This window comes from Cyanobium sp. Aljojuca 7D2 (assembly GCF_024346415.1).
GTDB lineage: Bacteria > Cyanobacteriota > Cyanobacteriia > PCC-6307 > Cyanobiaceae > Cyanobium_A.
Window position 1 is genome coordinate 1 of sequence record NZ_JAGQCX010000008.1, and the last position, 23,726, is coordinate 23,726.

Here is a 23,726-nt window from a genome sequence, read left to right on the forward strand (position 1 = left end):
GGCCAGTTTCCGGATCCGCCGCAGTGGATGACTGGCCGGGATCCGCTCCTCGATCGACACGTAGGAGAACAGAGAGCCGCTGCGCTCCCGGTGACCTCGCATCTCAGGTGGGCAGTTGGCCCATTGTTGCGCGGGCTGGGTTTTTCAGCAAACTCTTAAGGCAGACATCCGCGGATGTCCAGAGACATCTTCTGCGGAGATCCAGAGACATCCACAGACATCCCATCTCCATGGCCGATCCCACCCCTCTCCATCGCCACCCGGTGGCCACGGTCCAGCAGGAGAGCCGCCTCTCCCGGGCGGCTTTCTACAAACGGATGGCCCAGGCCGGGGTGAAGCCTCTTCGGGTGGGTCAGAACAGCTTTCTGGAGCGGGAGCATCTGGAGGCGCTCCGGGCTCTGGAGGACTGGATCCAGGGAGGCGGTAAGCCTGAGGTCTTCCCTGGACGTCTCCAGACATCTCCAGACGTGGCTCTGGTTCCCTCTGCTGCTCGGGACTTCCCCTCGGCTGTGGTGGAGGAGCCCGAGGAGGACCAGGAGGCTCCGGAGGAGCTGGTGGCCGCGGCCGTCTCCCACCTGGATGGCCTGCTCTCCTTCCTGACGAAAGCGGCCCGGAATAGCTGGGAGCTTCCCACCTCTCAGGTCCAGCTTCTGGTGGGGGCCAAACCCCGAGGAGCCACCTTCTCCAGGTACGGGTTCAGCTTCCGGCCATCCGGGCGGCATGGCCAGGAGACCAGCTGGAGGGTGGAGCGGTGAGCTTTGACGACTCAGACCTGATCTCTGGATGGCGTTACTCCGCCACGCTTCAGCTCAGGACTCCCCTTGCGTACCTGAAGCGGGACGGGGAGTTCTCTCCCGGGCCTCAGGAGCCCCCGATGGTTGGCCCGGCTGAGTCCCATCTCCCGGATGGGACGGGGTTCAATCCCTATGGGATCTGGGTTCCGGTAATCGATCCCGGTATCCTTCCTCCTTCGACCTCGGCAAGGCGAGCCACAGAGTGGGGGCCGGTTCGGATCGGATCTGAGGAGGAGCGAAATCTCATCTCCTTTCTCAAATCCTTTCGCTACATCGTGGAGACGGCAGAGGGCCTGGATCAGAAGCTCTCCGAGCTGAAAGAGCTTTCCACCAGCACACCAGAGAATCGCAAGGTGTGGGGAAAGTTGAAGAGAGGGGGCCCTCTCTTCCCTGATTCCTTTTTTATCTCCGCACTGATGAGCCTTCCCGGCGTAGGGGCCTCTATGGCACAGAAGCTCTATCAGGCTGGGTTTCGGACCGTGGCGGAGGTCCAGGCCTCTTCAGACGGAGAGCTTCTGGCCATCCCAGGCTTGGGCAAGGGCCTCCTGGCCAAGGTCCGAGGAGGAGGCCGGCCTTAACCCTCTTTTCTCGTGGTTTCGGTTTGTTCAGAAGAGGGAAAGGTCATCTCCTCCAGGCAAAGGCTCAGAAATCTCCGGATCTCTCCGCTTCCGGTCCTGGCCGCGGCCTTCCTCCCCGGTGCCAGCTGCTCTGTCTGGTGGCCCAGGCGTTCTCCTTCAGCAGCTCCTGGCTTCTGCCGATCTCCAGCCGGTGGTCCGGGGGAGGGTCATCCACCCCTACCTGGAGAGCCAGGTGGTGGAGGGCTTCAGACCAGGCGGCCATGCTCAGGGTCTCGTGGGCCAGGACCAGCTGACGGAGGGCCTCCCATCTCTCCCAATGGATGGCGGAGCCCCGGGGTCTCCAGGCCAGAAACAGGTTCGGGAGGTGAAGCTCATCCGGGTCCACCCCCATGAAATCCCTCCGGATCTTCAGGGAGGCCACGAAGGTCTCCCAGAACAGGTTGAGGAGATCTACTGGGAGATCTGGTCACTACTCGAAAGGAACCCAGACCGGGGATGGTGAGCATGGACTTCATCCTTGCCCGAATTGCCGCAGAGGAGGGTTTCACACTCTGGGATAGGACCTTCAACACACTGGCACCTGCTGCAGTATCTGTATCTACTCTTAGGAACTATGATTTCCATTACACCCACAAGAACTGGGAGACGACCCTGATATGGATAAAGCAATAAAAAGGATCCTTTTAGTCCTGCTGCCGCTGACTCTGTGGGGTGCGTTAGTATCATGCTCTCAATCAAGTTCTCCCATAACAACAGAAACCGAGCAACAGGACAAAACCTACCCAACACCCGGCCAACTATTCCTCAAGGCAAAACTATCAGAGTTAGACAACATCCGTAATACCCCTGAGTTTGAGAAGTACAAGTTTTCTAAAGCAAGTCCCTATTTCCAATGGCCACAAAAACTAATAGCAGAAATGAACTTGAAGACAGATTTTAGTGCGTATGAAAAGAGCGGTATTGCGATGCTCTCCAACCTCTCACTAGAATATGTTTATGGCAACCGATCTGGAATCCAAGTATCAAGAAAGCAAATAGAGGAAGTAATCAATACTGATCAATCCCCAACAATGGTAGTCAAAACAAAGAATACTCTTCAACCTTGTGAGGAAAAGGTGCTACGCAAGGAACCTCAGAGGAATGATATAGTAATATTAAAGAACTCCAATCCTATATCCAAAGACGTGCAAGTAACCAATGACCCGAAGAATTGGATGAAGTCGAACGAAATAGCATATATTTCTAACTGCACACCTGCAAAGATAATAGACATATACGACGAGTCTTTCAGGGCAGGGGATGTAGATTTTAGGACACTTAGGTATAAGATAGTCACCCAGTCAGAGCAGAAAGTTGAAGGTTGGATCCACTCATCGAACGCAGGTTTTAATCCAAACAAGAATTAGACAATACAAATGAAACATCAGTCCAAGTCATGGAAGTTCCCCTCCTTGTCGTATCTGCCCCTGAAACGGGTCCGTTTTGACGGATTATAATTTCTAGCCACATCAACACGTGACCGAGAATCAGTCTGGGGTGATGCTGTAGTGGTAGAGGGTTTCCTCTCCGACTTAAAGGAGACCTGATCCCACTTCAAACCCTGCTGACGACGGATCTGGTTTGCTTTCTCACGGGCAGCGTCATACCCCAACAATCCACTAGCAAGGACCTGCTGGTTGTCCGTGCGAAAGACATAGAAAGGAGTGATCGCATCAAGGATCAACCTCCTATTCCTGGCACGAACTGCCTCTTTGATTATTTCTAACGGAGATCTACCCGAAATACTTGCCATGCCCTGCCCTCCAGCCTTATAAGAGGATCCTCCACGAGTATTTAGGTCCTGTGTCCATCAAAGTTGAGATCGAATACCAAGACCAATGGGGGCGGTGGCGACACCTGCAAACTGAGGTGGGCCTACCAGATCTCAAACTTCGTAGATACATCCGCCTCCTTGCAGAGCACCAGGGGGCTGTAGCTGTGGCCTCCCCTACAGAGTCACCCACCCCAGGAGAGGAAGATGCAAACGCGCAAAGGCGGAGAATCCTGGGGCTTAAGTAGCTGTCAAGGGCAGTTATTGTCTCTCTTTAGAGATTCATACATTGCATCACTTAAGGCACTGGTCTTACCCGCATAGTCAAAATTATGGCCAGCTGTCTGTGCATCCAGCTCGCGGCCCATTGCCTCTGAAGCATTGCGATGCTGGCGATGTTGCTCAGCCAGCGCCTGGCAATAAGGGCTTGGAACCGCCGCTTCCTTAACGCGCTCTAAAAGCTGATCGGTAGGACTTTTGTAGGTCACAGCAGCAGCAGCAATAACACCCCCAACCGCTGCTAGTGACACAATAATCAGCAGACCTTTTTTAGCGTCCACGAAACAAACCTTCTTTTGATTACTGTTCTAATCAAACCTAAGCCCCCCGATGGTGGTGGCCCCCCATCGGGCTTCAGTGGGTCTCGGCCCAGGACCTCCCCACGCTGACCTCCGCCGCTAGGGGCAGGGCACTTAGGAGCTAGCAGGTTTGGACACCGGGGCCGCCCATCTCAGCAGCAATTCCGCCATGGCCTCACCTGATGGATGCGGGTCTGCCCGGCGCTCCCATCGTTGGCCGCAGTCTCTAATCCATGCAACCCAATCCAGCAGTTGCAGCTCTCGGGTGCGGCTGGTGTGGCGGCCCCCATGCATCCAGCAGCTCTACCAATGCCGCATCATCCGCATCGGCGGGAATGAATGATTCCACATCGGTGGCGGCGCGCTCCAGGGCCAGCAAGGAATCAATCAGCGTCATGGCATGCCAAACCTGCCCATGGCTAGGCGGTGATGGCTAGAGCGTGTTGATAAATCCAGCAGCGACCGGGTTGCCCCTACGGCGGCGGCAAATTGCCCAGCCTTCTCTGCCTTGCGGGCGATGCGCTCTAGACGGTTGACGCAGGCGGCCAGCATGTCGTGTTTCTCGACGTGCTCCAGGTCATCCACGAGCTCAGCGTGAGCCTTGTAGACGTATCGGCGCGCAGTCCGGCGTGAGCACCCCCACTGATCGGCCAGAGCGGTCACCAGCTCAGTGCAACCATAACCCTCACCCAGCATCCGGAGCGCCTCCTGCTGCCGCTGATGGATGACGCTGGGGCCAGCCATTAACTCAGCGCCCCTTCCTTACGCAGCGCAGCGATCAGTTCCTGCCGGTGTTCATCACTGATCGGCACACTCAGCAATGCGCGCAGGATGCGGATGTCCTGCTGGGCCGCTTCCATCTGGCGCTTCTCATCACTGATCCGCAGCGCCGCATCAATCACGGATTCAGCCATGGGGCACCTCCATCAGGTCGGTGAGCTGCCGTATCTCCCGCTGTGCTGCGGCCTGCTGATCGAGCAGCGACCCGGATTGCATCTGGATCTGATCCGCCACCTCCAGAACAGCAGCACGGCGGGCCTGGGCACTGGCCATCGGAGACGGCACAGATGGGACGTCATCATCAAGCTGAAGGAGCTCCAGTCGAGCTTCAGCCTGCAGCTCAGCAATATCACTTTTTTCGAGCAGCATCCTGCTCAATACGGGCCCTTTGCGCGCAATACTGTCCATAACGCCTGAGGCATTTACAACAACAGACTAGCGGCGCTAATAAGCGCGAATCTCAATCAGACGATTCAAGCTTGGCCTGCTGCTTTTGAGCGAGCTGCCTGGCCTTATCGAGACGCTGCTCTAACTTCAGATGACGAGCGCTTAAAACAGTTCGCCTCCCTGACGGATCTGCGCGCCTCCACGCATCTGCAGCGGCAAGGTAAAGCTCTACGAGCTGAACTTCCTTTTTGTACTGCTTGACTTTTCTGAACAGAATGGCAGCTCGCTCAAAATAAAACGGAGCAGGGAGCTGCCCAGCCCTCTCCAAAGTCAAAAGCTCTGCCTTACAGCACTCCAACATCTTGGATAAATCATGCTTGTACTCATCAGCAAGCTCCCAGGTCTGCCTACCATCAACAAGATTGGCTCCACCTGTCAATTCGGCCAGGACATCTCCCCAGCTTCTACCAATGAAAGAAGAAATATCAACATCCGATTCTTCTGGAACAACCGGAGCAACTACCGCAGAAAGCCTGTGATATTCATTCCATAGATCCCTGGAGTTGGTCAAACTCAAGGGACACTCATCTATCAAAGAAAGCTTCTCAATCTGATTCAGGCTTTTCTTTGCAACTTCAAGACGACTTGCACGGGTAATCTCATCTTGTGTTTTTTCGGCAATCTCGAAGGATTCAAGCATCACACGTCGAGCGCTTACAAACGACTGAATAAGGAGTCGCTGGTGAGCAGAAAGATCTCTAACCGCAATCTCCGCATCTCGAATCGCATCTGCAAGAGCAGAGTCGTCAACCAGGTCTATTCGTGAGAACGACTTAGGGTCGCCCATGGGCTCCATGCCGTATCGGACAGAGCTACTAGATACTGCTGGGCCGCGAGACGACCCCCACAAGAATCTGGCCAACAGCCACCCGGCGACCAAGACCAAGAGGAACAGCACCGCAAAGGCCACCGCCACATACAGACCAATCCGTCAAGCATGCACCTAACGAGAGGCGCCTGCCACCTGCCGGTGCACAGTTCGACGCACCTACTCACCCGCCTGGGCCACTTGCTGCGTGGATGCGAGGAGAGCCGTAAAGGTCCACCAGATCTTGGTGCAGGGTTTGGTGCAAAACAAAGTGCAACAAACCCTAAGAGCCACTGTGCTGGCTACGATCACAGCCGTTCAGCCCTCTACATGGCATGCAGGGGGTCAGCGGTTCGAATCCGCTTGGCTCCATCCTTCAAAAAGCAATGCCCGCCTGGGTTTCTGGGCGGGCTCTTTTTTTGTTTTAAGCCACGAACGCCGACGTGGGTTCAGAGATGGGCGCATTTTTGGGAGGTACGGGAACAGGCACTCCAGCAGCCCCCCCCACAGCCGCACAAAAGGCGTACTTTGAAGTTGAGGGGAGGCCCGGTAGCCAACCCGTCCCTCACTCTCCAAAAGAGTCCGGCCCGGTCGATCGGAGCCGGTGCAGTGGTGGAGGTGAAATTGGTCAAGCCAAGTCCAGTGAAGTCGTTGGCGCTGCCCGAACGTCAGCCCGTAGCCGCAACGAGCGATAGGCCACTTCTGTTTTCAGCGTTTCTGAAATCTTGGGCTGCATAGCCCGAGCCGTGATCACAAGCGAGAAGGTCAAGCTTTGAGCATCTCTTCTCCCGAACGTGATCTCCTTTCCTTCCCTGCCAGGCCCCAGAAAGGCCATACGTGAACCACAGACACCCGACCGGCAATTCCTGTTGTGAGGACGGGCTCGCCGCAACCGGTGCTAAGGCGCCCCCCACGGGGCGCCTTCCTGTTGGGCATGGGATCAGCAACGGCGTCACCACGACTGGATTGAGACGTTTCTGGTGCAACACCAAGCAGCGGCTTCTTGAACGCCAGATCCCCGGGAACCCGAAACCAACGGGCTACTCACCAGGAGAAAGTCGGCCACATCGTGGCCATGGACACGCAAACCGAACTCAGCTGAGCAGGCTGCACCGCTGCGGAGCAGGGTCCCCAGCGGGTCAGAGGTGCCTGGGTGTTTCGCGGCACCAGGGTTCCAGTGGCGGCCCTCTTCGAAAACCTAGAAAACGGCGTCTCCCTAGCTGAGGTTGTGGAGCTGTTCCCAGGAGTCACAGAGGAGTACGCTCGGCTGGTCGCGGAATCTTCGTCTTTTCAGAGCAGGTTTTGGAATTGCTGAAGTGTTAGGCCTGGATCGCGGGCGATGGCACCCATGGTGATGGGCATGGCGTGGGATGACCTGACTCCCGCACGATGCGGCAACGCAACTTCTGGGACACGAGAACAGCCTCCTTCTGGCTGATCCCGGGCAGGCGGGGTGTTTTTTGCCTAGAGCGCAAAAGCTCCCGACGCCGTTACGCAAATCGCATGGTCGGGTGGTCTCGTTCTGTAGCCGTGATCACAATCGGATTGTGATGAGGCGTTGGATTGGCGCGCTCACCGCGGGGCCAGCAACTGCATCAACACACCCAGGCCTGCGGCCACACCAATCAGCTGCAGCACACTCCAATGCCATCGCACCAGAGCCAGCATCGCAAGGCCGGCGACGAGAGCCGCCGCGGCATCGAAGCGCCCGGCAGGCCATAGCACCGGGCCCGCAAAGAACAGGGCCAGGCTGGCGATCACGCCCACCACCGCAGCGGTGATGGCGGTGAGGGGTGCGCCGATGCGGAGGTTGTCTCGGCTGGCCTCCACCAGCGGGGCGCCAACCAGGATGAAACCGAAGGAGGGCAGAAATGTGAACCACACGGTCACCAGGGTGGCGGCCACAGCCCCGGCACCGGTGGTCCAGCCGCCCATGAAGCCCACGAAGGCCACCACCATGATCAGCGGCCCCGGCGTGGTCTCCCCCAGGGCCAGGCCGTCAACCATCTGGGCCGCCGACAGCCAGCCAAACTGCTCAACCGCCCCCTGGGCTACGTAGGGAAGCACCGCATAGGCCCCGCCGAAGCTGAGCAGGGCCACCCGCGTGAAAAAGCGGGCCATCAGCGGCAGGGTGCCATTCCAGCCGGCCATTGCGGTGAGCATCGCCAACGGCAGGATCAGGGCCAGCGCCCAGATCAGCAGGGTGCGGGCCAGGCGTCGCCGGTTGAAGCGGGCGTGGGCGGGCGTGGGCGTGTGATCGCCATGGATGGGCTCAGGCTGGAGCAGCGCTTGGGCCGGCCCTGGCACCAGCCCCGCAACAGCCGGGCCCACCGGCGGTGGGAGCAACAAGGCCTCGGGACGCCAGCGGCCAACCAAGGCACCCGTGAGCGCCGCCACACCCACCACCAAGGGATAGGGCAGACCCAGCACCGCAAGGGCCAAAAAGGCAGCCAACGCAATGCCGGCGAGCCAGAACGAGCGCAGCGCACGCCGACCCAGTCGCCAGGCCGACACCACCACGATCGCCAGCACCGCTGGCTTGAGCAACGCGAACACCGCCACCAACAGGGGCAACTGGCCCCAATGCACGTAGACGCTGGAGAGCAGCGTCAGCACCAGCACCGAGGGCAGCAGGAACAGCCCTCCGGCAATCAGGCCACCAGGCACGCCGTGCATCAACCAACCCAGATAGGTGGCGAGCTGGGTGGCCTCCGGCCCTGGCAGCAGCATGCAGTAGTTGAGCGCGTGCAGATAGCGCCGCTCGCTCAGCCAGCGGCGGCGTTCCACCAACTCGCGATGCAAGAGGGCGATCTGACCGGCGGGTCCACCGAAGCTCACCACCCCAAGCTGCAGCCAGAAGCGACTGGCATCAGCCAGGCTCACCGGAGCAGGGTCCACCTGACGCTGGGGAGCCACGGGGTCAGCTGCCATTGCATCCATACCACCGGTCTTGGGCTGACACAATGACGGTTGACCATCCCCGGCCATGGGCTTCAGCGCCAAGACCGACTATGGACTCGTCGCCCTGATGGAGTTGGCGGCAGCCTATCCCTCAGGCACCTTGGTGCAAAGCGGGGAGATCTGCCGGCGCCATGGCATCCCGGAGCGCTACCTCGAGCAACTGCTCACCGACCTGCGAAAAGTCGGCCTGCTGACCAGCATCCGCGGACCACGAGGTGGGTTTCAGCTCGCCAAGGATCCCGACTGCATCACCGTTGCCGACGTGGTCAACGTTCTGGAAGGGAGCCGCAACAGCGAACGGCAGGGCGATCCTGGCGACGCCACGTTCCTGGTGCTGACGGCCCTTGAGCAGAAACTGGAGCAGGCCCGAGAGGCTTTGCTCGCCTCCACCTCACTGGCCCAGTTGTTGCGGGAGCGGGATGCCCTCAGGCAGCCACAGCCGATGTTTTACATCTAGGCCCATGCCCGATTCCGATGATGACTGGCTCATCGACCAAGGTCGGCCCTGGGGGCTACGTCTGCTGGCGCTGGTGGGGGCCCTTGCCTTTGTGATGCTCGGCATCAACAGCCTGTTGCCTGTGCTCCAGCAACCCATACCGCCACCGGTGCCGACGCAGCCAAAGCGGGGAGACAGCAGGGCCTAAAAGCGAGACATGGCCTCGATCTTGGCCAATTTTTCAGCGTCCAGACCCGCCAGTTCGTCGATTTGTAGCAGGCTTTCCTTCACCAAACTGGCAAACACAAACAGGATGCCGTCGAGGCGGAAATCAAACCGCCCTTCAATCGTGTGCCGCTCGATGCTGAGAAAATCGTGGAGCTCCCACACGGTTTCGGCGGAGCCCAGCGCCACTGCCTGGGCCTGCACCGACGCCACCAATTGGTCGACAGCCCTGCCGTAGGCGCGGTCAAAGGCATCGCGGGCGACGGCCTGTTCCGATTCCGTCCATCCCTCCAGCATGGTCTCCATCATTTGCTTTAAGCGCCCTGAAAGGGACGCTAGTCGGGGGTTCAGGCTGCCGCGAGCCCTGGGTCCCGCCGAGAGGGGCGGGCGCGGCGGTGTTGGGCGGGCAACTCGAACCAGGCGAGATGCGGGCTGTCGTGGTGCTCGCGGTGGTAACCGAAGTGAAAACAGGCCAGCAGCGAAAGCCAGGGGGGCAGATCGAGGCTGTCGGGCTGGGATTGCTGGTGCGGCAACCGCTGGCGCCGGTGCGGCAGATAGGTGCCGAACACAAACAACTGCAGCGAACTGAGCAGCAGGGGCAGGGTGCAGAACAGCAGCACGTTGATCCAGCCCGCGGGGTGGATCCGGCCGGCGATCAACGCCAACAAGCCCCAGCCGCCAAGCAGCCGCATCATCTGGCCCGCCGAAAGGTAACCAGCCATGAAGCGCCGGTACCAACCCAGCGTTCCGGCGCTGGGGTCGCCATGGAAATCAGGATCATCCGCGCTGGCGGTGAACCGGTGATGGCTCTGGTGATTGCGGCGGCAAGCCACGTAGGGCAAAGCCGCATAGAGCGCCAGGGCAACAGCACCCAGGCGATCATTCCAGCCCCGCCGCTCCAGCACCAACACGCCGTGCATAGCGTCGTGACCGACGATAAACAGGCCGGTCTGCAGCAGGGTTCTCCCCAGCGTGGACGCCAGCACCAGAGCCACCAGGGCCGCCCCGTGCAGCCGGCCCAAATCGAGGCTGAGCAGCCCCAGCAGGGAAGCGAGCCAGGCGAGCAAAATGACCGCTGCGAGCAGCAGACCGCGATGGGTGGTGCTGCTCAGGCGGCTTTGGCTGGGGCGCAAAGCCCTGCTCAACGGCCCAGCTTCAACAACTCAGCCGGGGAGGCCAGCAGGTCAATCGCCACGAAGTAGATCTTGCCCTCGGGATTGAGCAGGAAACGCCAGGCCACGTTCATGCCGATGCCGGCGCCAAACCAGGGGGTCTGGACCTTGCCCGTGACCTTGATCTGGGTGAAGTCTCCCTCGGTTGGCTCAGCAAAACCGCGCTCAGGCAGGAGCTTGAGGTTTTGGCAGTCTTCGCGGAAGAAGCGCAGGATGGCGTCGCGACCGACGATCGGCTTCTGGAAGGGGGGCTGCAGGGCGCCGTCGGCCAGGAACAGGTCGATCAGGTTGTCGAAGTCGTTGGCGTTGAGCAGGTCCATGTAGCTGTTCACCGTGGGGTTGATCACCCCCTCGATGAACACGCGCTTGCGCTGCTCCTCGGGCGTGGGAGCGGCAATCGGCTCCATCACGCGCTGGCCTTCGCCCTTGGCGGGGTCGTAGCCCATGTCCACCACGAAGTTGCGCAGCAGGGTGATCTGCTGACCCTGATCCACGCCCTTGACCGAGCTCAGCACGGCGGAGGCGTTGGCCGAGAGCTGGTAGCCCTCGGGGATCGGCGCCACCAGGCCGGCGGCCATCCAATCACCCAGCTGATACCAGAAGCCCAACTTGATATTGACCGACCAGCAGGAGTAGGTGCGGCCGATCTGGGTGTCGGTGCGGTTGGCGAGCTCACACATCACCGCGCTCTGCTCGGCGAAGTTCATCGCCTTAATCTGGTTGAGCAAGGGCTCGGCAAACTGCATGCGCGCAGCACCGGGGGCCGCGACGGTGATGGTGTTGCCCATCTCGAGGTAGGCGTACCAGATCAGCGCCAGTTGGTCTTCGGCGCTCAGCAGCCGAAAACGGGCCGTGATGGCCGGCACAACGTCGGCCGACACTGTGTCGGGAAAGATCTGGGTGGCTTTCTCAAGCGTGAACATGCGCCGTCGCTCCCAATTGTTAAAGAGATTTGCAAACTCTAGCCTCACAGGGTCCCACCTGGTAAAGCGCATCTGATTTGCGGCCCCGCCCGCCTAGACCGCGCCCCCATCCGCTCCCGTGCCTGTGCCTGTTCCCGTGCTGAGCGATGCCGATCGCGACAAGCTCGACCGGTCCGACGACGCCCTCTTTTACGCCGAGCCGCGGTTCGTGCATCACCTCGATGCCAGCTTCCGGGCGCGCCTCACCACCCTGTATCGCGAGCGGATCCCGCCTTGCGCGGTGGTGCTGGACCTGATGAGCAGCTGGGTCAGCCATCTGCCCGAAGACCTCACCTACCAGGAGGTGATCGGCCACGGCCTCAACGCCGAAGAACTGGAGGCCAACCCCCGGCTCGATCGCCACTGGGTGCAAAACCTCAACACCGATCAGGGGCTGCCCCTGGCCGATAACAGCGTGGATGTTGCACTGATCGTGGCCGGCTGGCAGTACCTGCAGCAACCGGAAGCGGTGGCCGCCGAACTGCTGCGGGTGGTGCGGCTCCGGGGCGAGGTGATCGTGGCCTTCAGCAACCGGATGTTCTTCCAGAAAGCCCCCCAGATCTGGACCGAGGGCGGCGACCGCGACCACCTGGCCACCGTGGCGAAGGTGCTGCTGGCTCAGGGCTGGTCGAAGCCCCAGCTGCTGGCAGAAGACACCCCGGCGCCGGGCGTGCTCGGCTGGATCGGCGGCAAGGGCGATCCCTTCTTTGCCGTGATCGCTGCCAAGGCGGAGTGAGCGACTCCGATCAGACCGGCAGGCTCTGAATCAGCACAAAAAAGCCCGACCAGCAGAGCTGGCCGGGCTTTTCATCGGGCCGAAGCCCGAGGGGCTCAGCCCAGACCCAGCTGGCCCAGGATGCCCTGGCCGGTGAGCAGCTCGGTGCCGAGGCCGATCACGAAACCGAGCATGGCCAGGCGACCATTCCAGGTTTCAGCAAAGGCAACAAAACCGAAACGGGAAGCGGAATCAGCCATTGACGTTCGTTGGTTACGAAACTTGATATGATCGTAACAGATCTTGAAGCAGCTGGTGGTGGGTGCATCTGGCCCCGGCCCCCGGTGATGAGCGCTCCTGCTGACCCGCCTGGGATTGATCACCACTGCTGAGCAGTGATCTTTTCCCCAAGCCGTTTCCCTTCTCCCCAGATTTTGGGAGTCTTTTCCACAGGGCTCGAGACGGGGAAGGGCCGCGTCCATCACCCGTCTGAGCCCGGGGATGGGGAAAACGGGCCGGCCCCTTGACGCTTCTGCGCAGGCCACTTCCGAGCTCACGCCAAACTGGAAAAAAACCTGAAAGCGCCTGGGGCCCGGGCCTGGGGGCTGTGGGTCTTGCCAGACTCGCCTGTTGGGACGCCCTTTGACGGCGGTGCCAGTGCCGTGGCCTGATGGGGGCTCGCTCAGGCCACCGCCTCCATGCTCCAGATCCCGGACCACCCCCCCAACTCCGTCTCGGTCGAAAACCAGTTTCCGGAAGACCTGTACGACGCGATGCGGGAGTTTGTCCGGCTGCATCCCCAGTGGGACCAGTACCGCCTGATGCAGGCCGCCCTAGCCGGTTTCCTGTTCCAGCACGGCTGCCAGGACCGCGTTGTGGCCCGCCACTACCTCGATGGCCTGTTTCGCCGCCAGGATCCGACACCCTTACCAACCCAGCCTTGAGCGAGGCGGCCCCAACACCCAGAACTGCAGACTGATGGGGCATCAGTGCTGAACCATGGCCGCAGGAGCTCCAGGGGCTGACGCCCTACTGGTGGCCATCGGCGCCGTCCCGGGCGCCTGGCTCCGCTTCCGGGTCGTCGATCACCTCGAACCGGTTCTGCCCAGGCGGCACTGGGGCACCTTCGGGGTCAACCTGATTGCCTGTTTCGCCCTCGGCCTGATGGTGGGCCTGGAGCAGAGTTGTGGTGACGCATCCCGCCGGGTGCTGCTGTTGATTGGCACTGGCTTTCTGGGCAGCTTCAGCACCTTTTCCACCTTCTCGGCCGAACTGCGGGCAGAGCTGGTGGCCAGGCACTGGCGCGAAGCGGCCGTGCTGGCCGGGGGTTCGGTGGCCGGCGGGCTGCTGGCGATGCTGACGGGCCTCTCCCTGGGGGCCGAGACATGAGCACCACCCCCTCCCGCAGCCTCCGTGGCGACCTGCGCGATCTGGCCCTGGTGGCAGCCGGAGCGATCCCCGGGGCCCTGCTGCGCTGGCGCCTCGAGACCATCGGCACGGCGGAAATCGGCGGTCTGCGCGGCTTGGTGGGGGCCGACTTCATCGCCAACATGCTGGGCTGCCTGCTGCTGGGCCTGGTGCTGGCCCAGTCCGCCCGGCGCAAGCGGCTGATGCTGTGGGCCGGCATCGGCTTCTGCGGATCCCTCACCACCTTCTCCTCCTGGATGCTGCAACTGGCCCGGGCCCTGCGGGCCGGTGAGGCCTGGGACAGCCTGTTGGTGCTGGTGGCGAGCCTGCTGGGCGGCCTGGTGCTGGTGGCCCTGGGTCACGCCCTGGGCCGCCGCTGCCACGCCGCGGCTCCAGCAAGCAGCAGCAAGGGAGCCTCGCCCCAGCGGTCGTAGGGGGTGAGGGTCTGCAGGCGGGGCACGGCAAACACGCCCGTGGCCGGCCGACCCGCTGGCAGGGAGGCGACCACCCGGCCGCGGGCATTCACCAACAGGCTCGGGCCAGTGTTGGCCGCACTCACCAGCCAGCGGCCCGTCTCAATCGCCCGCAGCTGGGCCAGGGCCTGAAACTGTTGCTGCAACAGCGCGGGATAGGGATCGAGATTGGCACTGGCCAGCAGCCAGCCCGCCCCAGCGCGGCTGGCTGCTGCCAGGGCGGCACCATCGGAGAGCTCGTAGCAAATGGCCCCGGCAATGGCCCCGGCCGGCCGGGGCAGGAGCCGCGAAGCCGCTCCCGGCTCGATGCCACCCACGGCCGACAAACCGCTCCATCGCCCCAGCCCAGCCAGGGGAACCCATTCCCCCAGAGGCACGAGCCGATGCTTGTCGAGCCAACTGCTGGCCTGCTGCTCCCCCGGAGCCATGCGCAGCAGGGCGCTGCGCTGCTGCGGCTCCCCAGCCACCTCCTGCCAGCGGAAACCACCACTGATCAGTTCGACCGGCACCGGCGCCGCCAGCTCAGGCTCGAGCCCCAGGGCCCCCTCGGGCAGCAGCACCGCATCCACCTGGCGCTGTTGCGCCTCCGCCAGCGCCGCCGTTAAGCGCTGCTGCAACCGCTGCTGCTGGGCCCACTGAAACTTCTGGCGCGTGGGGATCGCCGGCTGCAGCACCAGCACCCGCTCCACCCCGGAGCTGGCCTGCCCCGCAGGCAGGCCCAGGGGGAGCGCCGCCAGCACGGCTGCACCGAGGCCATGGCTCAGAACCACGCCAGCAGCGGTAGCAACGATCCAGCGCCGGGGCTGGGGCACCGTCGCGCAGCGCCACAGGCCCCAACCGATCAGCAGCTGCAGGGTCGCCAGCAGGCCGCTGCCGCCGAGGGCGGCCAGGCCAGCCAGGGGTCGGTCGCCGGGGAGCGCCGCCGCTCCAAACCCCAACCAGAACAGCGGCCCCTTGGCCAGCAGCACCTCCGCCAGGCCCCAACCGGCGCTCAACAACAGGGCACTGCTCAGCCGGCGGGGGTCGAAGCGCTGGGCCAGGGCCACCCAGAGGGCCACCAGACCAGCCCCCGCCAGGGCGCAGATCGCGAGCAGCAGCATGGCCAGCGGCAGGCTCAAGGGGCCCGGCACGCCGATCCAGTCGAGGGGGTGGAGCCCCAGCAACCAGCGGTGACTCACCAGCACCGCAACCCCTGCCCACAGGGCCCCGCCCCGGGCCCCGATCGCCGAGCCCGGCAGGGCCCACAGCCCCGCCAGCGCCAACCAGAGCAGGGGCGGCAGCCCCAGGGGGGGCAGCGCCAACCCCGCCAGCAGCCCGGACATCCCGGCCAGCCACCACCCCCCTAGCCGGTCATTGCCCATGGCCAGTGAGCGTAGGAAGCGCCAGGGTGAACGAAGACAGGTGCCGCCCCCGGGCCGCCCACGCCCTTTGCCGCCATGGATCCGAACAACCCGCTCCAACAACTGCTGCTGCGTGGCCTCGGCACCACCTCCCTGGTGTCGGAGCGACTGCGCACGGTCACCCAGGCCTGGGTGCGCAGCGGCAAGCTCGATCCCAGCCAGGCCCCAGCCCTGGTGGAAGACGTGCTGAAGGCCCTACGGGGCGAAACGCCCGAACTGGAGCAGCAGGCCGAGCGCCAGCTGGAGCGCAACAAAGACCAGCTGCTTCAGGATCTGGGCCTGGCCCGGCAGCGGGAGCTCGATGAACTGCGCGGCCGGATTGACCGTCTGGAGCGGAGCCTGCGCCAGCAACCAGCCGCCGAAGCTCCGCCCGAACTGGACATTCCCGACTGAGACAGTCCCGACTGAAGGGAGCACGCCACCCGGCTGCCCGGCAGAATCAGTTCAACCTGCGGGGTTCCATGCGCGACATCCTGATCAGCTCGGCCGTGTGTGTGGCCTGCCTGCTGCTGGCCCTGGTGAGCCAACTGGTGAATCCCACCACCGTTCAGGCCGCCAACCCCGGTGGCGCTGCCGAAGCGGCCGTGCTCTCCAGCCCGGCTCCGGCCAGCGCGCCGGCCCGGCCGGCCGTGACCAGCCGCTTCGAGCTGGACCCCGACGACCCCAACCCCACCCTGTTTGTGATGGCCAGCGACAACGACCAGACCAGCGGCGCTGAGATCGCCCAGGCCAGCGGCCTCGGGGGCGAGCTCAACGCTCCCAAGGAGCGCACCACCCCCAGCGGCTTGCGCATCACCGATCTGGTGGTGGGCGATGGCGCCGAAGCCGTGGCCGGTGAAACGGTGGTGGTGAACTACCGCGGCACCTTGGCCAATGGCACCGAATTCGACAGCAGCTACGGCCGCGGGCCGTTCTCCTTCCCCCTCGGCGGTGGCCGGGTGATTCAGGGCTGGGACGAGGGCGTGGCCGGCATGAAGGTGGGCGGCAAGCGCAAGCTGGTGATTCCCCCTGATCTGGCCTACGGCGAGCGCGGCGCCGGCGGCGTCATTCCCCCCAATGCCACCCTCACCTTCGAAGTCGAACTGCTGCGCATCGGCGGCTGAGCCGCAGAACACGATCGTTAAGATGCCTGCTCTGGTTGGTGGGTTGCGCTGATTCTGTGCTGCGCCAATCCACCCTGCCCCCTTCCTCTGTTTCCCATCCATGGCCCATACGCTGCCCGCGCTGCCCTACGGCCTCGATGCGCTCGAGCCCAACATCTCCCGCTCCACCCTTGAGTTTCACCACGGCAAGCACCACGCCGCCTACGTGACCAACCTCAACAACCTGGTGGCCGGCTCCGACCTGGACGGCAAGAGCCTGGAAGACACCATCACCGCCGTGGCCGGCGATGCCAGCAAGGCCGGTGTGTTCAACAACGCCGCCCAGGTGTGGAACCACAGCTTCTACTGGCAGTGCATGAAGCCCGGTGGCGGCGGTCAGCCCAGCGGCGCCCTGGCCGACAAGATCAACGCTGACTTCGGCAGTTTTGAAGCCTTCGTCGAGCAGTTCAAGACCGCCGGAGCCACCCAGTTCGGCAGCGGCTGGGCCTGGCTGGTGCTCGACAACGGCACCCTGAAGGTCACCAAAACCCCCAACGCCGACCTGCCCCTGGCCCACGGCCAGAAGGCCCTGCTCACCATGGATGTTTGGGAGCACGCCTACTACCTCGACTACCAGAACCGCCGCCCCGATTACATGACCACCTTCCTCGAGAAGCTGGTGAACTGGGACTTCGTGGCCGCCAACCTGGCTGCTGCCTGATTCAGGGCCCCATTCATTTCAAACCCCCGGCGACCCCGGGGGTTTTTGCTGACCTAGTCCGGCCTGGTCTGGTCTGGTCTGGCTTAGCCTGGCTAGATCGAATGGAACGGTGGAGCGATGACTGCTGCTAGCCCAGCTGGTTCGGGCTCCGCCCGATTCGTGAACATGCTCGAAGCCAAAACCCATCTCTCCAAGTTGGTGGAGGCCATCGAATCCGGCGCCGAGCGCGAGGTGGTGATCGCCCGCAACGGCCGGCCGGTGGCAAGGCTCACCGCTCTGGAGGCCGCACCGCGGCCACGACGACTGGGGGTGGCCAGGGGCGAGTTCACAGCTCCCGAGTCGATCGATACGGCTAACCCCCTGATTGCCGAGTTATTCGAGCAGGGTTAAGGAGACTCTGGAAAACCGGCACCATTCGCGGGACAATGACCCTGTAATCGCAGACCAGGACTGGGGTGATGGGAGGCAAGCAGCTCGGCTTCTCTGATTACGAGATCACCACCGCCAAAAAGCAGACCAAACGGGAGAGGTTTCTCTCTGAGATGGAGGTGGTGGTGCCCTGGCAGGCGCTGATCGACTTGATCGAGCCCCACTACCCCAAGACCAGCAAGAAGGGCGGCAGGCCTCCCTATCCGCTGGCCACCATGCTGCGCACCCACCTGTTGCAGCAGTGGTATTCGCTCAGTGACCCGGCCATGGAGGAGGCCCTGATCGAGGTGCCCACCATGCGCCGCTTTGCCGGCATCGAGCTGATCAGTGATCGGATCCCGGATGAGACCACGATCCTGACCTTCCGCCACCTGCTGGAGAAGCACGAGCTGGGCGAACGGATCTTTGAGACGGTCAAAGCCCACCTCAGCGCGCGAGGGATGACGATGCGGCAGGGCACGATCGTGGATGCCACCTTGCTCGCGGCACCCAGCTCCACCAAGAACAAAGAGGGGAAGCGCGATCCGGAGATGCACCAGACCAAGAAGGGCAACCAGTGGTATTTCGGGATGAAAGTCCATATCGGCGTCGACAAGGACTCCGGCCTGATCCATTCAGTCGTCACCACGGCCGCCAACGTGCATGACCTCACCCCGGCGGCTGAGCTGCTGCATGGCGATGAGGAGCTGGTGTACGGCGATGCCGGCTACCAAGGCATTGCCAAGAGACCCGAGATGGCAGGGACGGCAGCGGAGTTTCGGGTGGCAATGCGACCGGGCAAACGCCGAGCCCTCCCTGATACCCCCGATGGCAGGCTGCAAGATCTGATCGAAACGGCCAAGGCACATGTCCGCGCCAAGGTCGAACACCCGTTCCGAGTGATCAAACACCAATTCGGGTTCCAGAAAACCCGTCTGCGTGGCCTGGCCAAGAACAGCTGCAAGATCAATGTGATTGCAGCTTTGACCAATCTGTTCCTGGCCCGTCGACGTTTGCTTGCAACAGCATGACGAGGGGATTGGTGTGCCCCAAAGGGGCTATTGAAAGGTTCAGGACAGAGTGAGAGTGCCAAAACCCACCCAAATGGTCAGCAAACCGCGTCACTCAGCGCAAAGATGCCAATTTCGGTGGGTTGGCCGATTCAGCTGCTGTGAATACCCCTGTTGCCCAGAGATTCCTTAATGCAGCTGCTGCTCGACACCCACACCTTTCTCTGGGCGATCAGCGACGATCCCCGGCTAGGCAGCCGCAGCCGGGAGCGGATCCTTACGGAGGCCAGCAGGGTGCTGCTCAGCCACGTATCGATCTGGGAAATCGCCATCAAACACGCCCTGGCCAGGGCCGACATGCCGCTCTCGGCAGCCCAGGCCATCCAGTGGGCGGAGGACTGCGGCTTTGAGCTGCTCCAGCTCGACCTGCCCCACCTGCTGACACTGGGACACTTGCCCCTGCATCACCGCGATCCCTTTGATCGCCTGCTCGTGGCGCAGTCGATCAGCGAAACGCTCACCCTGCTCAGCGCTGATCAGGCCTTCCAGGCCTATGACTGTCCCCTGCTGGACGCGCGCCGCTGAGCACCGCCTCCGGCGCGATCCACATGGCGTCGCCATAGGAGAAGAAGCGGTATTGGCGCTCGATCGCCTCGGCATACAACGCCAACAGGCGCTCGCGGCCGATCAGGGCACTCACCAGCAGCAGCAGGGAGCTCTTGGGCAGGTGGAAGTTGGTGAGCAGGCCCTGCACCACGGCAAAGCGGTAGCCAGGCTGGATCACCAGATTCACGGGGCCGGTGTGGGGCCGCAGCTCGCCGCCGTGCAGCTGGGCCACGGCTTCGAGGCTGCGAACGGAGGTGGTGCCGATGGCGATCACCCGGCCGCCACGGGCCCGGCAGGCGGCCACGGCCTCCACCAGCGCCGGAGTCACCTCCACCCACTCGCTGTGCAGCTCCAGGGACCGCAGGTCTTCCGTTTCCACCGGCCGGAAGGTGCCCAGGCCCACGTGCAGGGTGGTGGTGGCCAGCTCCACGCCCCGCTCCCGGATCGCCGCCAGCAACGCGTCGCTGAGGTGGAGGCCCGCCGTAGGCGCAGCCACCGCTCCGGGCCGCGCGGCATAGCGGGTCTGGTAGCGCTCGTTGTCGGAAGCGTCGTGCGCGTGGATGTAGGGCGGCAGCGGAATGGCGCCGTACTGGATCAGCAGCGGTTCAAGGGCCGCCGCATCGGCGTATTGCGGCGGAAACTGCACGATGCGACCGCCGGTGGCGGGGTCGCTATCGAGCACCTGCACCGCCAGGGGCGACTGCCCTTCGGCCACCACCTCGATCCAATCGCCCGGCCGGAGCTTCTTGGCGGGCTTCGCCAGGCAGAGCCATTGGCCCTGGCCACCCTGCCAGGGCTCCAGCACCAGCAGCTCCACGGCACCGCCGCTAGGCCGGCGTGCTTCCAGGCGGGCCCGCAGCACCCGGGTGTCGTTCACCACCAGCAGATCCCCCGGCTGCAACTCCTGTTGCAGCTCCCACACCGTGAGGTGGCGGGCCAGGGGAGCAGGGCCCACCCCGGGCGGGTCCACCGCCAGCAGCCGGGCGGCATGGCGGGGCTCCACCGGCCGCTGGGCAATGCGCTCCTCGGGAAGCTGGAAGTCGTAGCTGGAGAGCCGCAGATCGGCGGGATCGCTCATGGCTGCAGGCCCTGGCTCATGCCGGCAGGTAGTAGCGCACCAAGGTGAACACCCGGTTGCCGCTGGCATCGAGCGCCCGGTGCATGTTGATGCCGCGCTGGTTGAGCAGCAGGGAATCAAAGCGATAGCGCGGGATCGCCATCGGCATCACGATCGTGAGGCTCACCTCCGGGTGGGCCTGCTGCTCTCCAGTCACAAACGCCACGAACGGATCGATCAGAGAGGCAAAGGGGCTGTCCAGGATCCGCAGGCTGATGCCGGGCGACTCGCCCACCAGCCGCTGCCAGTCTCCGCGGATCAGCTCGATGTCGTCGCCCTCCGAGCGCACCCACACGGCGCTGACCTGATCCGACACCGTGGCGGCGTAGCGCAGAGCATCCAGGGAGGGACGGGAGAAGGAGGCGATCCAGACGATGCTGCGGTTGCCCACCGGATCGCGCCGCTGGGGCAGCACAACGCTTCCCTGGGCATCGGCAGGCAAGGCAATGGCGGCGTAGACGCGCCGATAGCGGCGGCGAATGCTGGCCAGCATCCACACCAGCAGGGGGATGGCGATGACCACCGTCCAGGCGCCCTCGGCAAACTTGCTCACCACGATCACCAGCAGCACCACCAACGTGGTGAGGGCCCCCAACGCGTTGATGGCCAGCCGACCGAACCAGCCGGCACCGCGCCGGCGCCACCAGCGCACCACCATGCCGGCCTGGGAGAGGGTGAACGCCATGAACACGCCCAGGGCGTACAGGTTCACCGCCACGGTGGTGTCGCCCCGGCACACCAGGATGATCAGGGCCGTGGCCGCCAGCAGCACGGCGATGCCGTTCTGGAACACCAGCCGGTCGCCGATCCAGCCCATCTGACGTGGCAGGAAGCGGTCCTGGGCCAGCATCGCCGCCAGGCGCGGAAAGCCCGCGAAGGCGGTGTTGGCCGCCAGCGTGAGAATCAGCAGGGTGGTGATCTGCAGCACCCAGAACAGCCCACTGCCCGCACCGAACACCCGCATGCCCACCTGGGCCAGCACGGTGCGATCCGGATCGGGGGCCACCCCGTAGAGATAGGCCAGGCCGCTGACCACCAGGAACATGGCCCCCAGCATCAGGCCCATCACCAGCATCGTGGCGCGGGCGCGGCGCGCGGCTGGCTCGCGAAACACCGAGACGCCGTTGGCGATGGCCTCGATGCCGGTCATGGCCGAGCAACCGGAGCTGAAGGCTCGCAGCACCAGAAACAGACCCAGGGGCTCCACGGCCCGGATGGCCGGTGGGGCGTCGGGGGTGAAGCCATGGGCAGCCACCAGGTTCTGGAGGCCGAACACCGCCAGCAACGCCACCATCACCACAAAGGCGTAGGTGGGAATGCTGAAGGCCTGGCCGGCTTCGCGCAGGCCGCGCAGGTTGGCCCAGCCCACCGCCAGCAGCAACAGCAGCGCCAGGGGCACCTCATAGGGGAGTAGCCCTGGCCAGAGCGAGGAGAGGGCCTGGGTGCCGGCCATCAGGCTCACCGCCGCCGTGAGGGTGTAGTCCACCAAGAGGGCGGCAGCCGCCAGCAGCGAGGGGCCGGTGCCCAGGTTCTCCCTCGCCACCACGTAGGAGCCACCGCCCTGGGGGTAGGCCTCGATCGTCTGGCGATAGGACGCCACCACGATGGCAATCAGGGCGATGATCGCCAGGGTGATCGGCAGCGACAACCGCAGCGCCTGGCTGCCGGCCAGCACCAGCACCCCCAGGGCCGCTTCCGTGGCATAGGCCACCGAAGACAGGGCATCCGAGGCGAGGATCGGCAGGGCCTGCACGCTGGGCAGGCGCTCGGAGGCAGCGGCAGCTTTCGGCAGAGGCCTGCCGAACAGCCAGCGGATCAGAGCGGTGGCTGCAGGCTGATTCACAGTCGCATCAGAATCAGAGCGCCAGGCTTTCGGGGTTGGTCTCGATCAGCTGGGCCAGATCCTTGAGGAAGGCGGCAGCGTGGGCGCCGTAGATGGTGCGGTGGTCGCAGGTGAGATTCACCTGCATCTGGTTGGCCACGCGCATGGAGCCATCCTTGCCGGCCACCACGGTGGGGCGAGAGGCCGCCACCGCCAGGATGGCGCCGGTGCCGGGGGGCAGGATCGCGTCGAAGCGATCGACGCCAAACATCCCCAGATTGGACAGGGTGAAGGTGCCGGTGCTGTATTCCTCAGGCTGGAGCTGCTTGCTGCGGGCGCGGCTCACCAGATCAGCCCAGTTGCGGGCTATGGAATAGATGTCGGTCTTGTCGGCATTCGCCAGCACCGGGGTGATCAGGCCGCCGTCTTCCATGGCCACCGCCACCGCCACATTCACCGCGGCGGGGAAGCTCATGGCGCTGCCATCGGCACTGGTGGCCGCGTTCACCTGGGGGTGGCGGGCCAGCACCACGCCCACGGCCTTGGCCAGCAGGGCCGTCATCGTGACGCCCTTGGGCTTCACCTGCTTGTAGAAGGCGTCGAGCTTGGTGGTGGTGATGGTGTAGCCCACCCGGAAACAGGGCACCGCCAGGCTGGCGAGCATGTTGCGGTTCACCGCGCCCTGGAGGGTGTTGAAGCTCACGCTCTCGCCGGGCCGGCCAAAGGCTTCACCGGCAGGCGCAGGAGCCGCCGGGGCTGCACCGTTGCCGCCGGCAGCCGCCACGGCGGCCGGACCCGAGCCCTCGGCCACCCGGGGCACCGTGATCGGTTGCCCGGTGGCGGCGAGCACGTCGTCGGCCTGAATGCGGCCGTGGGGACCGCTGCCGCGCAGGCCTCCCAGGTCGACACCCAGCTGGGATGCGAGCTTTTTGGCCCGGGGGGAGGCCACCACCCGACCGCTGGCCGTCGACGCGGGGGCCACCACCGGAGCCGCCACCACTGGAGCGGGAGCGGGGGTTGGCGGAGCTGTCGCAGGAGCCGGAGGGGCAACCACTGGAGCAGCCACAGCGGGAGCCGGTGCGGGAACAGCCGCAGCCGCGGGAGCGGCGGGGGCCTTGGCCGCAGCCTCAGCGATCTCGGCCTCGGTTTCCACAATCAGGCCGATGGTCTCGCCCACCGGCGCCGTGCCACCGGCCGGCATCAGCACCGCCGCCAGGAAGCCCTCATTGAACGACTCAACGTCCATGTCGGCCTTGTCGGACTCGACCACCAACACGGATTCACCGCGCTCCACCTTGTCGCCGGGCTTCTTGAGCCACTCCACGATCTTGCCCTCCGTCATGGTGGAGGAGAGGGCCGGCATAAAGATTTCGTGGGTGGCCAACGGGGGTCTGCCGCGCAGTTGGGCGGATTT

At 63.8% G+C, this 23,726-nt stretch carries 30 protein-coding genes and 1 pseudogene; 16 read left to right on the forward strand and 15 right to left on the reverse strand.

Annotated elements, in window-relative coordinates:
* The first annotated feature begins 230 nt into the window (after positions 1-230).
* From KBY57_RS09240 to KBY57_RS09250, 3 genes are all read left to right on the forward strand, one after another.
* Positions 231-755, forward strand: a complete 525-nt coding sequence (locus tag KBY57_RS09240; RefSeq protein ID WP_254995537.1) for a hypothetical protein — start codon at positions 231-233, stop codon at positions 753-755.
* Positions 752-1,372 (forward strand): helix-hairpin-helix domain-containing protein, encoded by a 621-nt coding sequence (locus KBY57_RS14290; RefSeq protein ID WP_254995538.1) that lies wholly within the window; start codon positions 752-754, stop codon positions 1,370-1,372. Before KBY57_RS09240 ends, KBY57_RS14290 begins: the two co-directional genes overlap by 4 nt.
* A 656-nt stretch (positions 1,373-2,028) precedes the next feature.
* The gene (locus KBY57_RS09250) at positions 2,029-2,778 is read left to right on the forward strand and encodes a hypothetical protein (protein WP_254995539.1); all 750 of its coding nucleotides are present in this window, start codon (positions 2,029-2,031) and stop codon (positions 2,776-2,778) included.
* A 655-nt stretch (positions 2,779-3,433) separates the two neighbouring features.
* Here KBY57_RS09250 and KBY57_RS09255 read toward each other — a convergent pair.
* The 6 genes from KBY57_RS09255 to KBY57_RS09280 form a co-directional block, all read right to left on the reverse strand.
* A complete protein-coding gene (locus KBY57_RS09255; protein WP_254995540.1) occupies positions 3,434-3,742 on the reverse strand; it encodes a hypothetical protein in 309 nt (102 codons plus the stop codon).
* 244 nt (positions 3,743-3,986) lie between these two features.
* A complete protein-coding gene (locus KBY57_RS09260) occupies positions 3,987-4,157 on the reverse strand; it encodes a hypothetical protein (RefSeq protein WP_254995541.1) in 171 nt (56 codons plus the stop codon).
* Positions 4,154-4,504, reverse strand: a complete 351-nt coding sequence (locus KBY57_RS09265) for a hypothetical protein (protein ID WP_254995542.1) — start codon at positions 4,502-4,504, stop codon at positions 4,154-4,156. Before KBY57_RS09265 ends, KBY57_RS09260 begins: the two co-directional genes overlap by 4 nt.
* Positions 4,504-4,674, reverse strand: a complete 171-nt coding sequence (locus KBY57_RS09270) for a hypothetical protein (protein WP_254988493.1) — start codon at positions 4,672-4,674, stop codon at positions 4,504-4,506. Before KBY57_RS09270 ends, KBY57_RS09265 begins: the two co-directional genes overlap by 1 nt.
* On the reverse strand, positions 4,667-4,813 hold the full coding sequence (locus KBY57_RS09275; RefSeq protein WP_254988492.1) for a hypothetical protein: 147 nt from the start codon (positions 4,811-4,813) through the stop codon (positions 4,667-4,669). Before KBY57_RS09275 ends, KBY57_RS09270 begins: the two co-directional genes overlap by 8 nt.
* A gap of 187 nt (positions 4,814-5,000) precedes the next feature.
* The gene (locus tag KBY57_RS09280; protein WP_254995543.1) at positions 5,001-5,774 is read right to left on the reverse strand and encodes a hypothetical protein; all 774 of its coding nucleotides are present in this window, start codon (positions 5,772-5,774) and stop codon (positions 5,001-5,003) included.
* Between the two features lie 1,162 nt (positions 5,775-6,936).
* Between KBY57_RS09280 and KBY57_RS09285 the strand changes: the two are divergent.
* Positions 6,937-7,110 (forward strand): annotated as a pseudogene (locus tag KBY57_RS09285) (DUF433 domain-containing protein); the annotation flags it as partial.
* A gap of 257 nt (positions 7,111-7,367) precedes the next feature.
* Here the strand turns inward: KBY57_RS09285 and chrA are convergent.
* A complete protein-coding gene (gene chrA / locus KBY57_RS09290) occupies positions 7,368-8,711 on the reverse strand; it encodes a chromate efflux transporter (RefSeq protein WP_254995544.1) in 1,344 nt (447 codons plus the stop codon).
* Positions 8,712-8,781: 70 nt separating this feature from the next.
* Here chrA and KBY57_RS09295 point away from each other — a divergent pair, with 70 nt between their 5' ends.
* Both KBY57_RS09295 and KBY57_RS09300 read left to right on the forward strand, forming a co-directional pair.
* Positions 8,782-9,213, forward strand: coding sequence for an RrF2 family transcriptional regulator (locus tag KBY57_RS09295; protein ID WP_254995545.1), 432 nt, complete (start codon positions 8,782-8,784; stop codon positions 9,211-9,213).
* Positions 9,214-9,217: 4 nt separating this feature from the next.
* Complete coding sequence (locus KBY57_RS09300) at positions 9,218-9,400, forward strand: hypothetical protein (protein ID WP_254995546.1); 183 nt, start codon at positions 9,218-9,220, stop codon at positions 9,398-9,400.
* Here KBY57_RS09300 and KBY57_RS09305 read toward each other — a convergent pair.
* The 3 genes from KBY57_RS09305 to KBY57_RS09315 are packed head-to-tail and all read right to left on the reverse strand — an operon-like array spanning position 9,397 to position 11,512.
* Positions 9,397-9,723, reverse strand: coding sequence for a hypothetical protein (locus tag KBY57_RS09305; protein ID WP_254988484.1), 327 nt, complete (start codon positions 9,721-9,723; stop codon positions 9,397-9,399). The genes KBY57_RS09300 and KBY57_RS09305 overlap by 4 nt on opposite strands.
* Positions 9,724-9,764: 41 nt before the next feature.
* On the reverse strand, positions 9,765-10,562 hold the full coding sequence (locus KBY57_RS09310; protein WP_254995547.1) for a fatty acid desaturase: 798 nt from the start codon (positions 10,560-10,562) through the stop codon (positions 9,765-9,767).
* A complete protein-coding gene (locus KBY57_RS09315; protein WP_254995549.1) occupies positions 10,559-11,512 on the reverse strand; it encodes an orange carotenoid-binding protein in 954 nt (317 codons plus the stop codon). The genes KBY57_RS09310 and KBY57_RS09315 overlap by 4 nt, the downstream gene beginning before the upstream one ends.
* 124 nt (positions 11,513-11,636) lie before the next feature.
* Between KBY57_RS09315 and KBY57_RS09320 the strand changes: the two genes are divergently transcribed.
* Positions 11,637-12,287, forward strand: a complete 651-nt coding sequence (locus KBY57_RS09320; protein WP_254995550.1) for a class I SAM-dependent methyltransferase — start codon at positions 11,637-11,639, stop codon at positions 12,285-12,287.
* A 95-nt stretch (positions 12,288-12,382) separates the two neighbouring features.
* Here the strand turns inward: KBY57_RS09320 and KBY57_RS09325 are convergent, their stop codons facing one another.
* Positions 12,383-12,526 (reverse strand): chlorophyll a/b-binding protein, encoded by a 144-nt coding sequence (locus KBY57_RS09325; protein WP_254936282.1) that lies wholly within the window; start codon positions 12,524-12,526, stop codon positions 12,383-12,385.
* 438 nt (positions 12,527-12,964) lie between these two features.
* Between KBY57_RS09325 and KBY57_RS09330 the strand changes: the two genes are divergently transcribed.
* The 3 genes from KBY57_RS09330 to KBY57_RS09340 are packed head-to-tail and all read left to right on the forward strand — an operon-like array spanning position 12,965 to position 14,107.
* Entirely contained in the window at positions 12,965-13,210 is a 246-nt protein-coding gene (locus KBY57_RS09330) for a DUF2811 domain-containing protein (RefSeq protein WP_254995551.1), read from the forward strand.
* Between the two features lie 55 nt (positions 13,211-13,265).
* A complete protein-coding gene (locus KBY57_RS09335) occupies positions 13,266-13,655 on the forward strand; it encodes a fluoride efflux transporter FluC (protein WP_094560171.1) in 390 nt (129 codons plus the stop codon).
* A complete protein-coding gene (locus KBY57_RS09340) occupies positions 13,652-14,107 on the forward strand; it encodes a FluC/FEX family fluoride channel (protein WP_254995554.1) in 456 nt (151 codons plus the stop codon). The genes KBY57_RS09335 and KBY57_RS09340 overlap by 4 nt, the downstream gene beginning before the upstream one ends.
* Here the strand turns inward: KBY57_RS09340 and KBY57_RS09345 are convergent.
* Positions 14,032-15,468 (reverse strand): nitrilase-related carbon-nitrogen hydrolase, encoded by a 1,437-nt coding sequence (locus KBY57_RS09345; RefSeq protein ID WP_254995556.1) that lies wholly within the window; start codon positions 15,466-15,468, stop codon positions 14,032-14,034. The genes KBY57_RS09340 and KBY57_RS09345 overlap by 76 nt on opposite strands.
* A 114-nt stretch (positions 15,469-15,582) precedes the next feature.
* On the opposite strand from KBY57_RS09345, the gene KBY57_RS09350 reads away from it, so the two are divergent.
* From KBY57_RS09350 to KBY57_RS09375, 6 genes are all read left to right on the forward strand, one after another.
* Positions 15,583-15,939, forward strand: a complete 357-nt coding sequence (locus KBY57_RS09350; RefSeq protein WP_254995558.1) for a phasin family protein — start codon at positions 15,583-15,585, stop codon at positions 15,937-15,939.
* A 68-nt stretch (positions 15,940-16,007) separates the two neighbouring features.
* A complete protein-coding gene (locus tag KBY57_RS09355) occupies positions 16,008-16,649 on the forward strand; it encodes an FKBP-type peptidyl-prolyl cis-trans isomerase (RefSeq protein WP_254995559.1) in 642 nt (213 codons plus the stop codon).
* 100 nt (positions 16,650-16,749) lie between these two features.
* On the forward strand, positions 16,750-17,349 hold the full coding sequence (locus KBY57_RS09360) for a superoxide dismutase (protein WP_254995560.1): 600 nt from the start codon (positions 16,750-16,752) through the stop codon (positions 17,347-17,349).
* Positions 17,350-17,466: 117 nt separating this feature from the next.
* Positions 17,467-17,739 carry a type II toxin-antitoxin system Phd/YefM family antitoxin gene (locus KBY57_RS09365; RefSeq protein WP_254995561.1) on the forward strand — a complete coding sequence of 91 codons (273 nt, stop codon included), beginning with the start codon at positions 17,467-17,469 and terminating at the stop codon, positions 17,737-17,739.
* 68 nt (positions 17,740-17,807) lie between these two features.
* Positions 17,808-18,788, forward strand: coding sequence for an IS5 family transposase (locus KBY57_RS09370; RefSeq protein WP_254995562.1), 981 nt, complete (start codon positions 17,808-17,810; stop codon positions 18,786-18,788).
* A gap of 171 nt (positions 18,789-18,959) precedes the next feature.
* A complete protein-coding gene (locus tag KBY57_RS09375; RefSeq protein WP_254995563.1) occupies positions 18,960-19,352 on the forward strand; it encodes a type II toxin-antitoxin system VapC family toxin in 393 nt (130 codons plus the stop codon).
* Here KBY57_RS09375 and queA read toward each other — a convergent pair.
* From queA to KBY57_RS09390, 3 genes are read right to left on the reverse strand one after another with little or no spacing between them, the layout of a single operon-like run.
* Positions 19,294-20,451 carry a tRNA preQ1(34) S-adenosylmethionine ribosyltransferase-isomerase QueA gene (queA, locus tag KBY57_RS09380; protein WP_254995564.1) on the reverse strand — a complete coding sequence of 386 codons (1,158 nt, stop codon included), beginning with the start codon at positions 20,449-20,451 and terminating at the stop codon, positions 19,294-19,296. The two genes, KBY57_RS09375 and queA, sit on opposite strands and share 59 nt — an antisense overlap.
* Before the next feature lie 16 nt (positions 20,452-20,467).
* The gene (locus KBY57_RS09385; RefSeq protein WP_254995566.1) at positions 20,468-22,333 is read right to left on the reverse strand and encodes an APC family permease; all 1,866 of its coding nucleotides are present in this window, start codon (positions 22,331-22,333) and stop codon (positions 20,468-20,470) included.
* A 13-nt stretch (positions 22,334-22,346) separates the two neighbouring features.
* Positions 22,347-23,696 (reverse strand): dihydrolipoamide acetyltransferase family protein, encoded by a 1,350-nt coding sequence (locus KBY57_RS09390; RefSeq protein ID WP_254995568.1) that lies wholly within the window; start codon positions 23,694-23,696, stop codon positions 22,347-22,349.
* Between the last annotated feature and the right edge of the window lie 30 nt (positions 23,697-23,726).

Bases quoted from the DNA above. Each gene is read 5' to 3' on its own strand.
- KBY57_RS09305 (WP_254988484.1), bottom strand. From the start codon at position 9,723: ATGGAGACCATGCTGGAGGGATGGACGGAATCGGAACAGGCCGTCGCC.
- KBY57_RS09275 (WP_254988492.1), bottom strand. From the start codon at position 4,813: ATGGCCAGTGCCCAGGCCCGCCGTGCTGCTGTTCTGGAGGTGGCGGAT.
- KBY57_RS09315 (WP_254995549.1), bottom strand. From the start codon at position 11,512: ATGTTCACGCTTGAGAAAGCCACCCAGATCTTTCCCGACACAGTGTCG.
- KBY57_RS09330 (WP_254995551.1), top strand. From the start codon at position 12,965: ATGCTCCAGATCCCGGACCACCCCCCCAACTCCGTCTCGGTCGAAAAC.
- KBY57_RS09295 (WP_254995545.1), top strand. From the start codon at position 8,782: ATGGGCTTCAGCGCCAAGACCGACTATGGACTCGTCGCCCTGATGGAG.
- KBY57_RS09350 (WP_254995558.1), top strand. From the start codon at position 15,583: ATGGATCCGAACAACCCGCTCCAACAACTGCTGCTGCGTGGCCTCGGC.
- KBY57_RS09270 (WP_254988493.1), bottom strand. From the start codon at position 4,674: ATGGCTGAATCCGTGATTGATGCGGCGCTGCGGATCAGTGATGAGAAG.
- KBY57_RS09345 (WP_254995556.1), bottom strand. From the start codon at position 15,468: ATGTCCGGGCTGCTGGCGGGGTTGGCGCTGCCCCCCCTGGGGCTGCCG.
- KBY57_RS09240 (WP_254995537.1), top strand. From the start codon at position 231: ATGGCCGATCCCACCCCTCTCCATCGCCACCCGGTGGCCACGGTCCAG.
- KBY57_RS09335 (WP_094560171.1), top strand. From the start codon at position 13,266: ATGGCCGCAGGAGCTCCAGGGGCTGACGCCCTACTGGTGGCCATCGGC.
- KBY57_RS09265 (WP_254995542.1), bottom strand. From the start codon at position 4,504: ATGGCTGGCCCCAGCGTCATCCATCAGCGGCAGCAGGAGGCGCTCCGG.
- KBY57_RS09325 (WP_254936282.1), bottom strand. From the start codon at position 12,526: ATGGCTGATTCCGCTTCCCGTTTCGGTTTTGTTGCCTTTGCTGAAACC.
- KBY57_RS09355 (WP_254995559.1), top strand. From the start codon at position 16,008: ATGCGCGACATCCTGATCAGCTCGGCCGTGTGTGTGGCCTGCCTGCTG.
- KBY57_RS09365 (WP_254995561.1), top strand. From the start codon at position 17,467: ATGACTGCTGCTAGCCCAGCTGGTTCGGGCTCCGCCCGATTCGTGAAC.
- KBY57_RS09375 (WP_254995563.1), top strand. From the start codon at position 18,960: ATGCAGCTGCTGCTCGACACCCACACCTTTCTCTGGGCGATCAGCGAC.
- queA (WP_254995564.1), bottom strand. From the start codon at position 20,451: ATGAGCGATCCCGCCGATCTGCGGCTCTCCAGCTACGACTTCCAGCTT.
- KBY57_RS09370 (WP_254995562.1), top strand. From the start codon at position 17,808: ATGGGAGGCAAGCAGCTCGGCTTCTCTGATTACGAGATCACCACCGCC.
- KBY57_RS09340 (WP_254995554.1), top strand. From the start codon at position 13,652: ATGAGCACCACCCCCTCCCGCAGCCTCCGTGGCGACCTGCGCGATCTG.
- KBY57_RS09260 (WP_254995541.1), bottom strand. From the start codon at position 4,157: ATGACGCTGATTGATTCCTTGCTGGCCCTGGAGCGCGCCGCCACCGAT.
- KBY57_RS09360 (WP_254995560.1), top strand. From the start codon at position 16,750: ATGGCCCATACGCTGCCCGCGCTGCCCTACGGCCTCGATGCGCTCGAG.
- KBY57_RS09280 (WP_254995543.1), bottom strand. From the start codon at position 5,774: ATGGGCGACCCTAAGTCGTTCTCACGAATAGACCTGGTTGACGACTCT.
- KBY57_RS09250 (WP_254995539.1), top strand. From the start codon at position 2,029: ATGGATAAAGCAATAAAAAGGATCCTTTTAGTCCTGCTGCCGCTGACT.
- KBY57_RS09300 (WP_254995546.1), top strand. From the start codon at position 9,218: ATGCCCGATTCCGATGATGACTGGCTCATCGACCAAGGTCGGCCCTGG.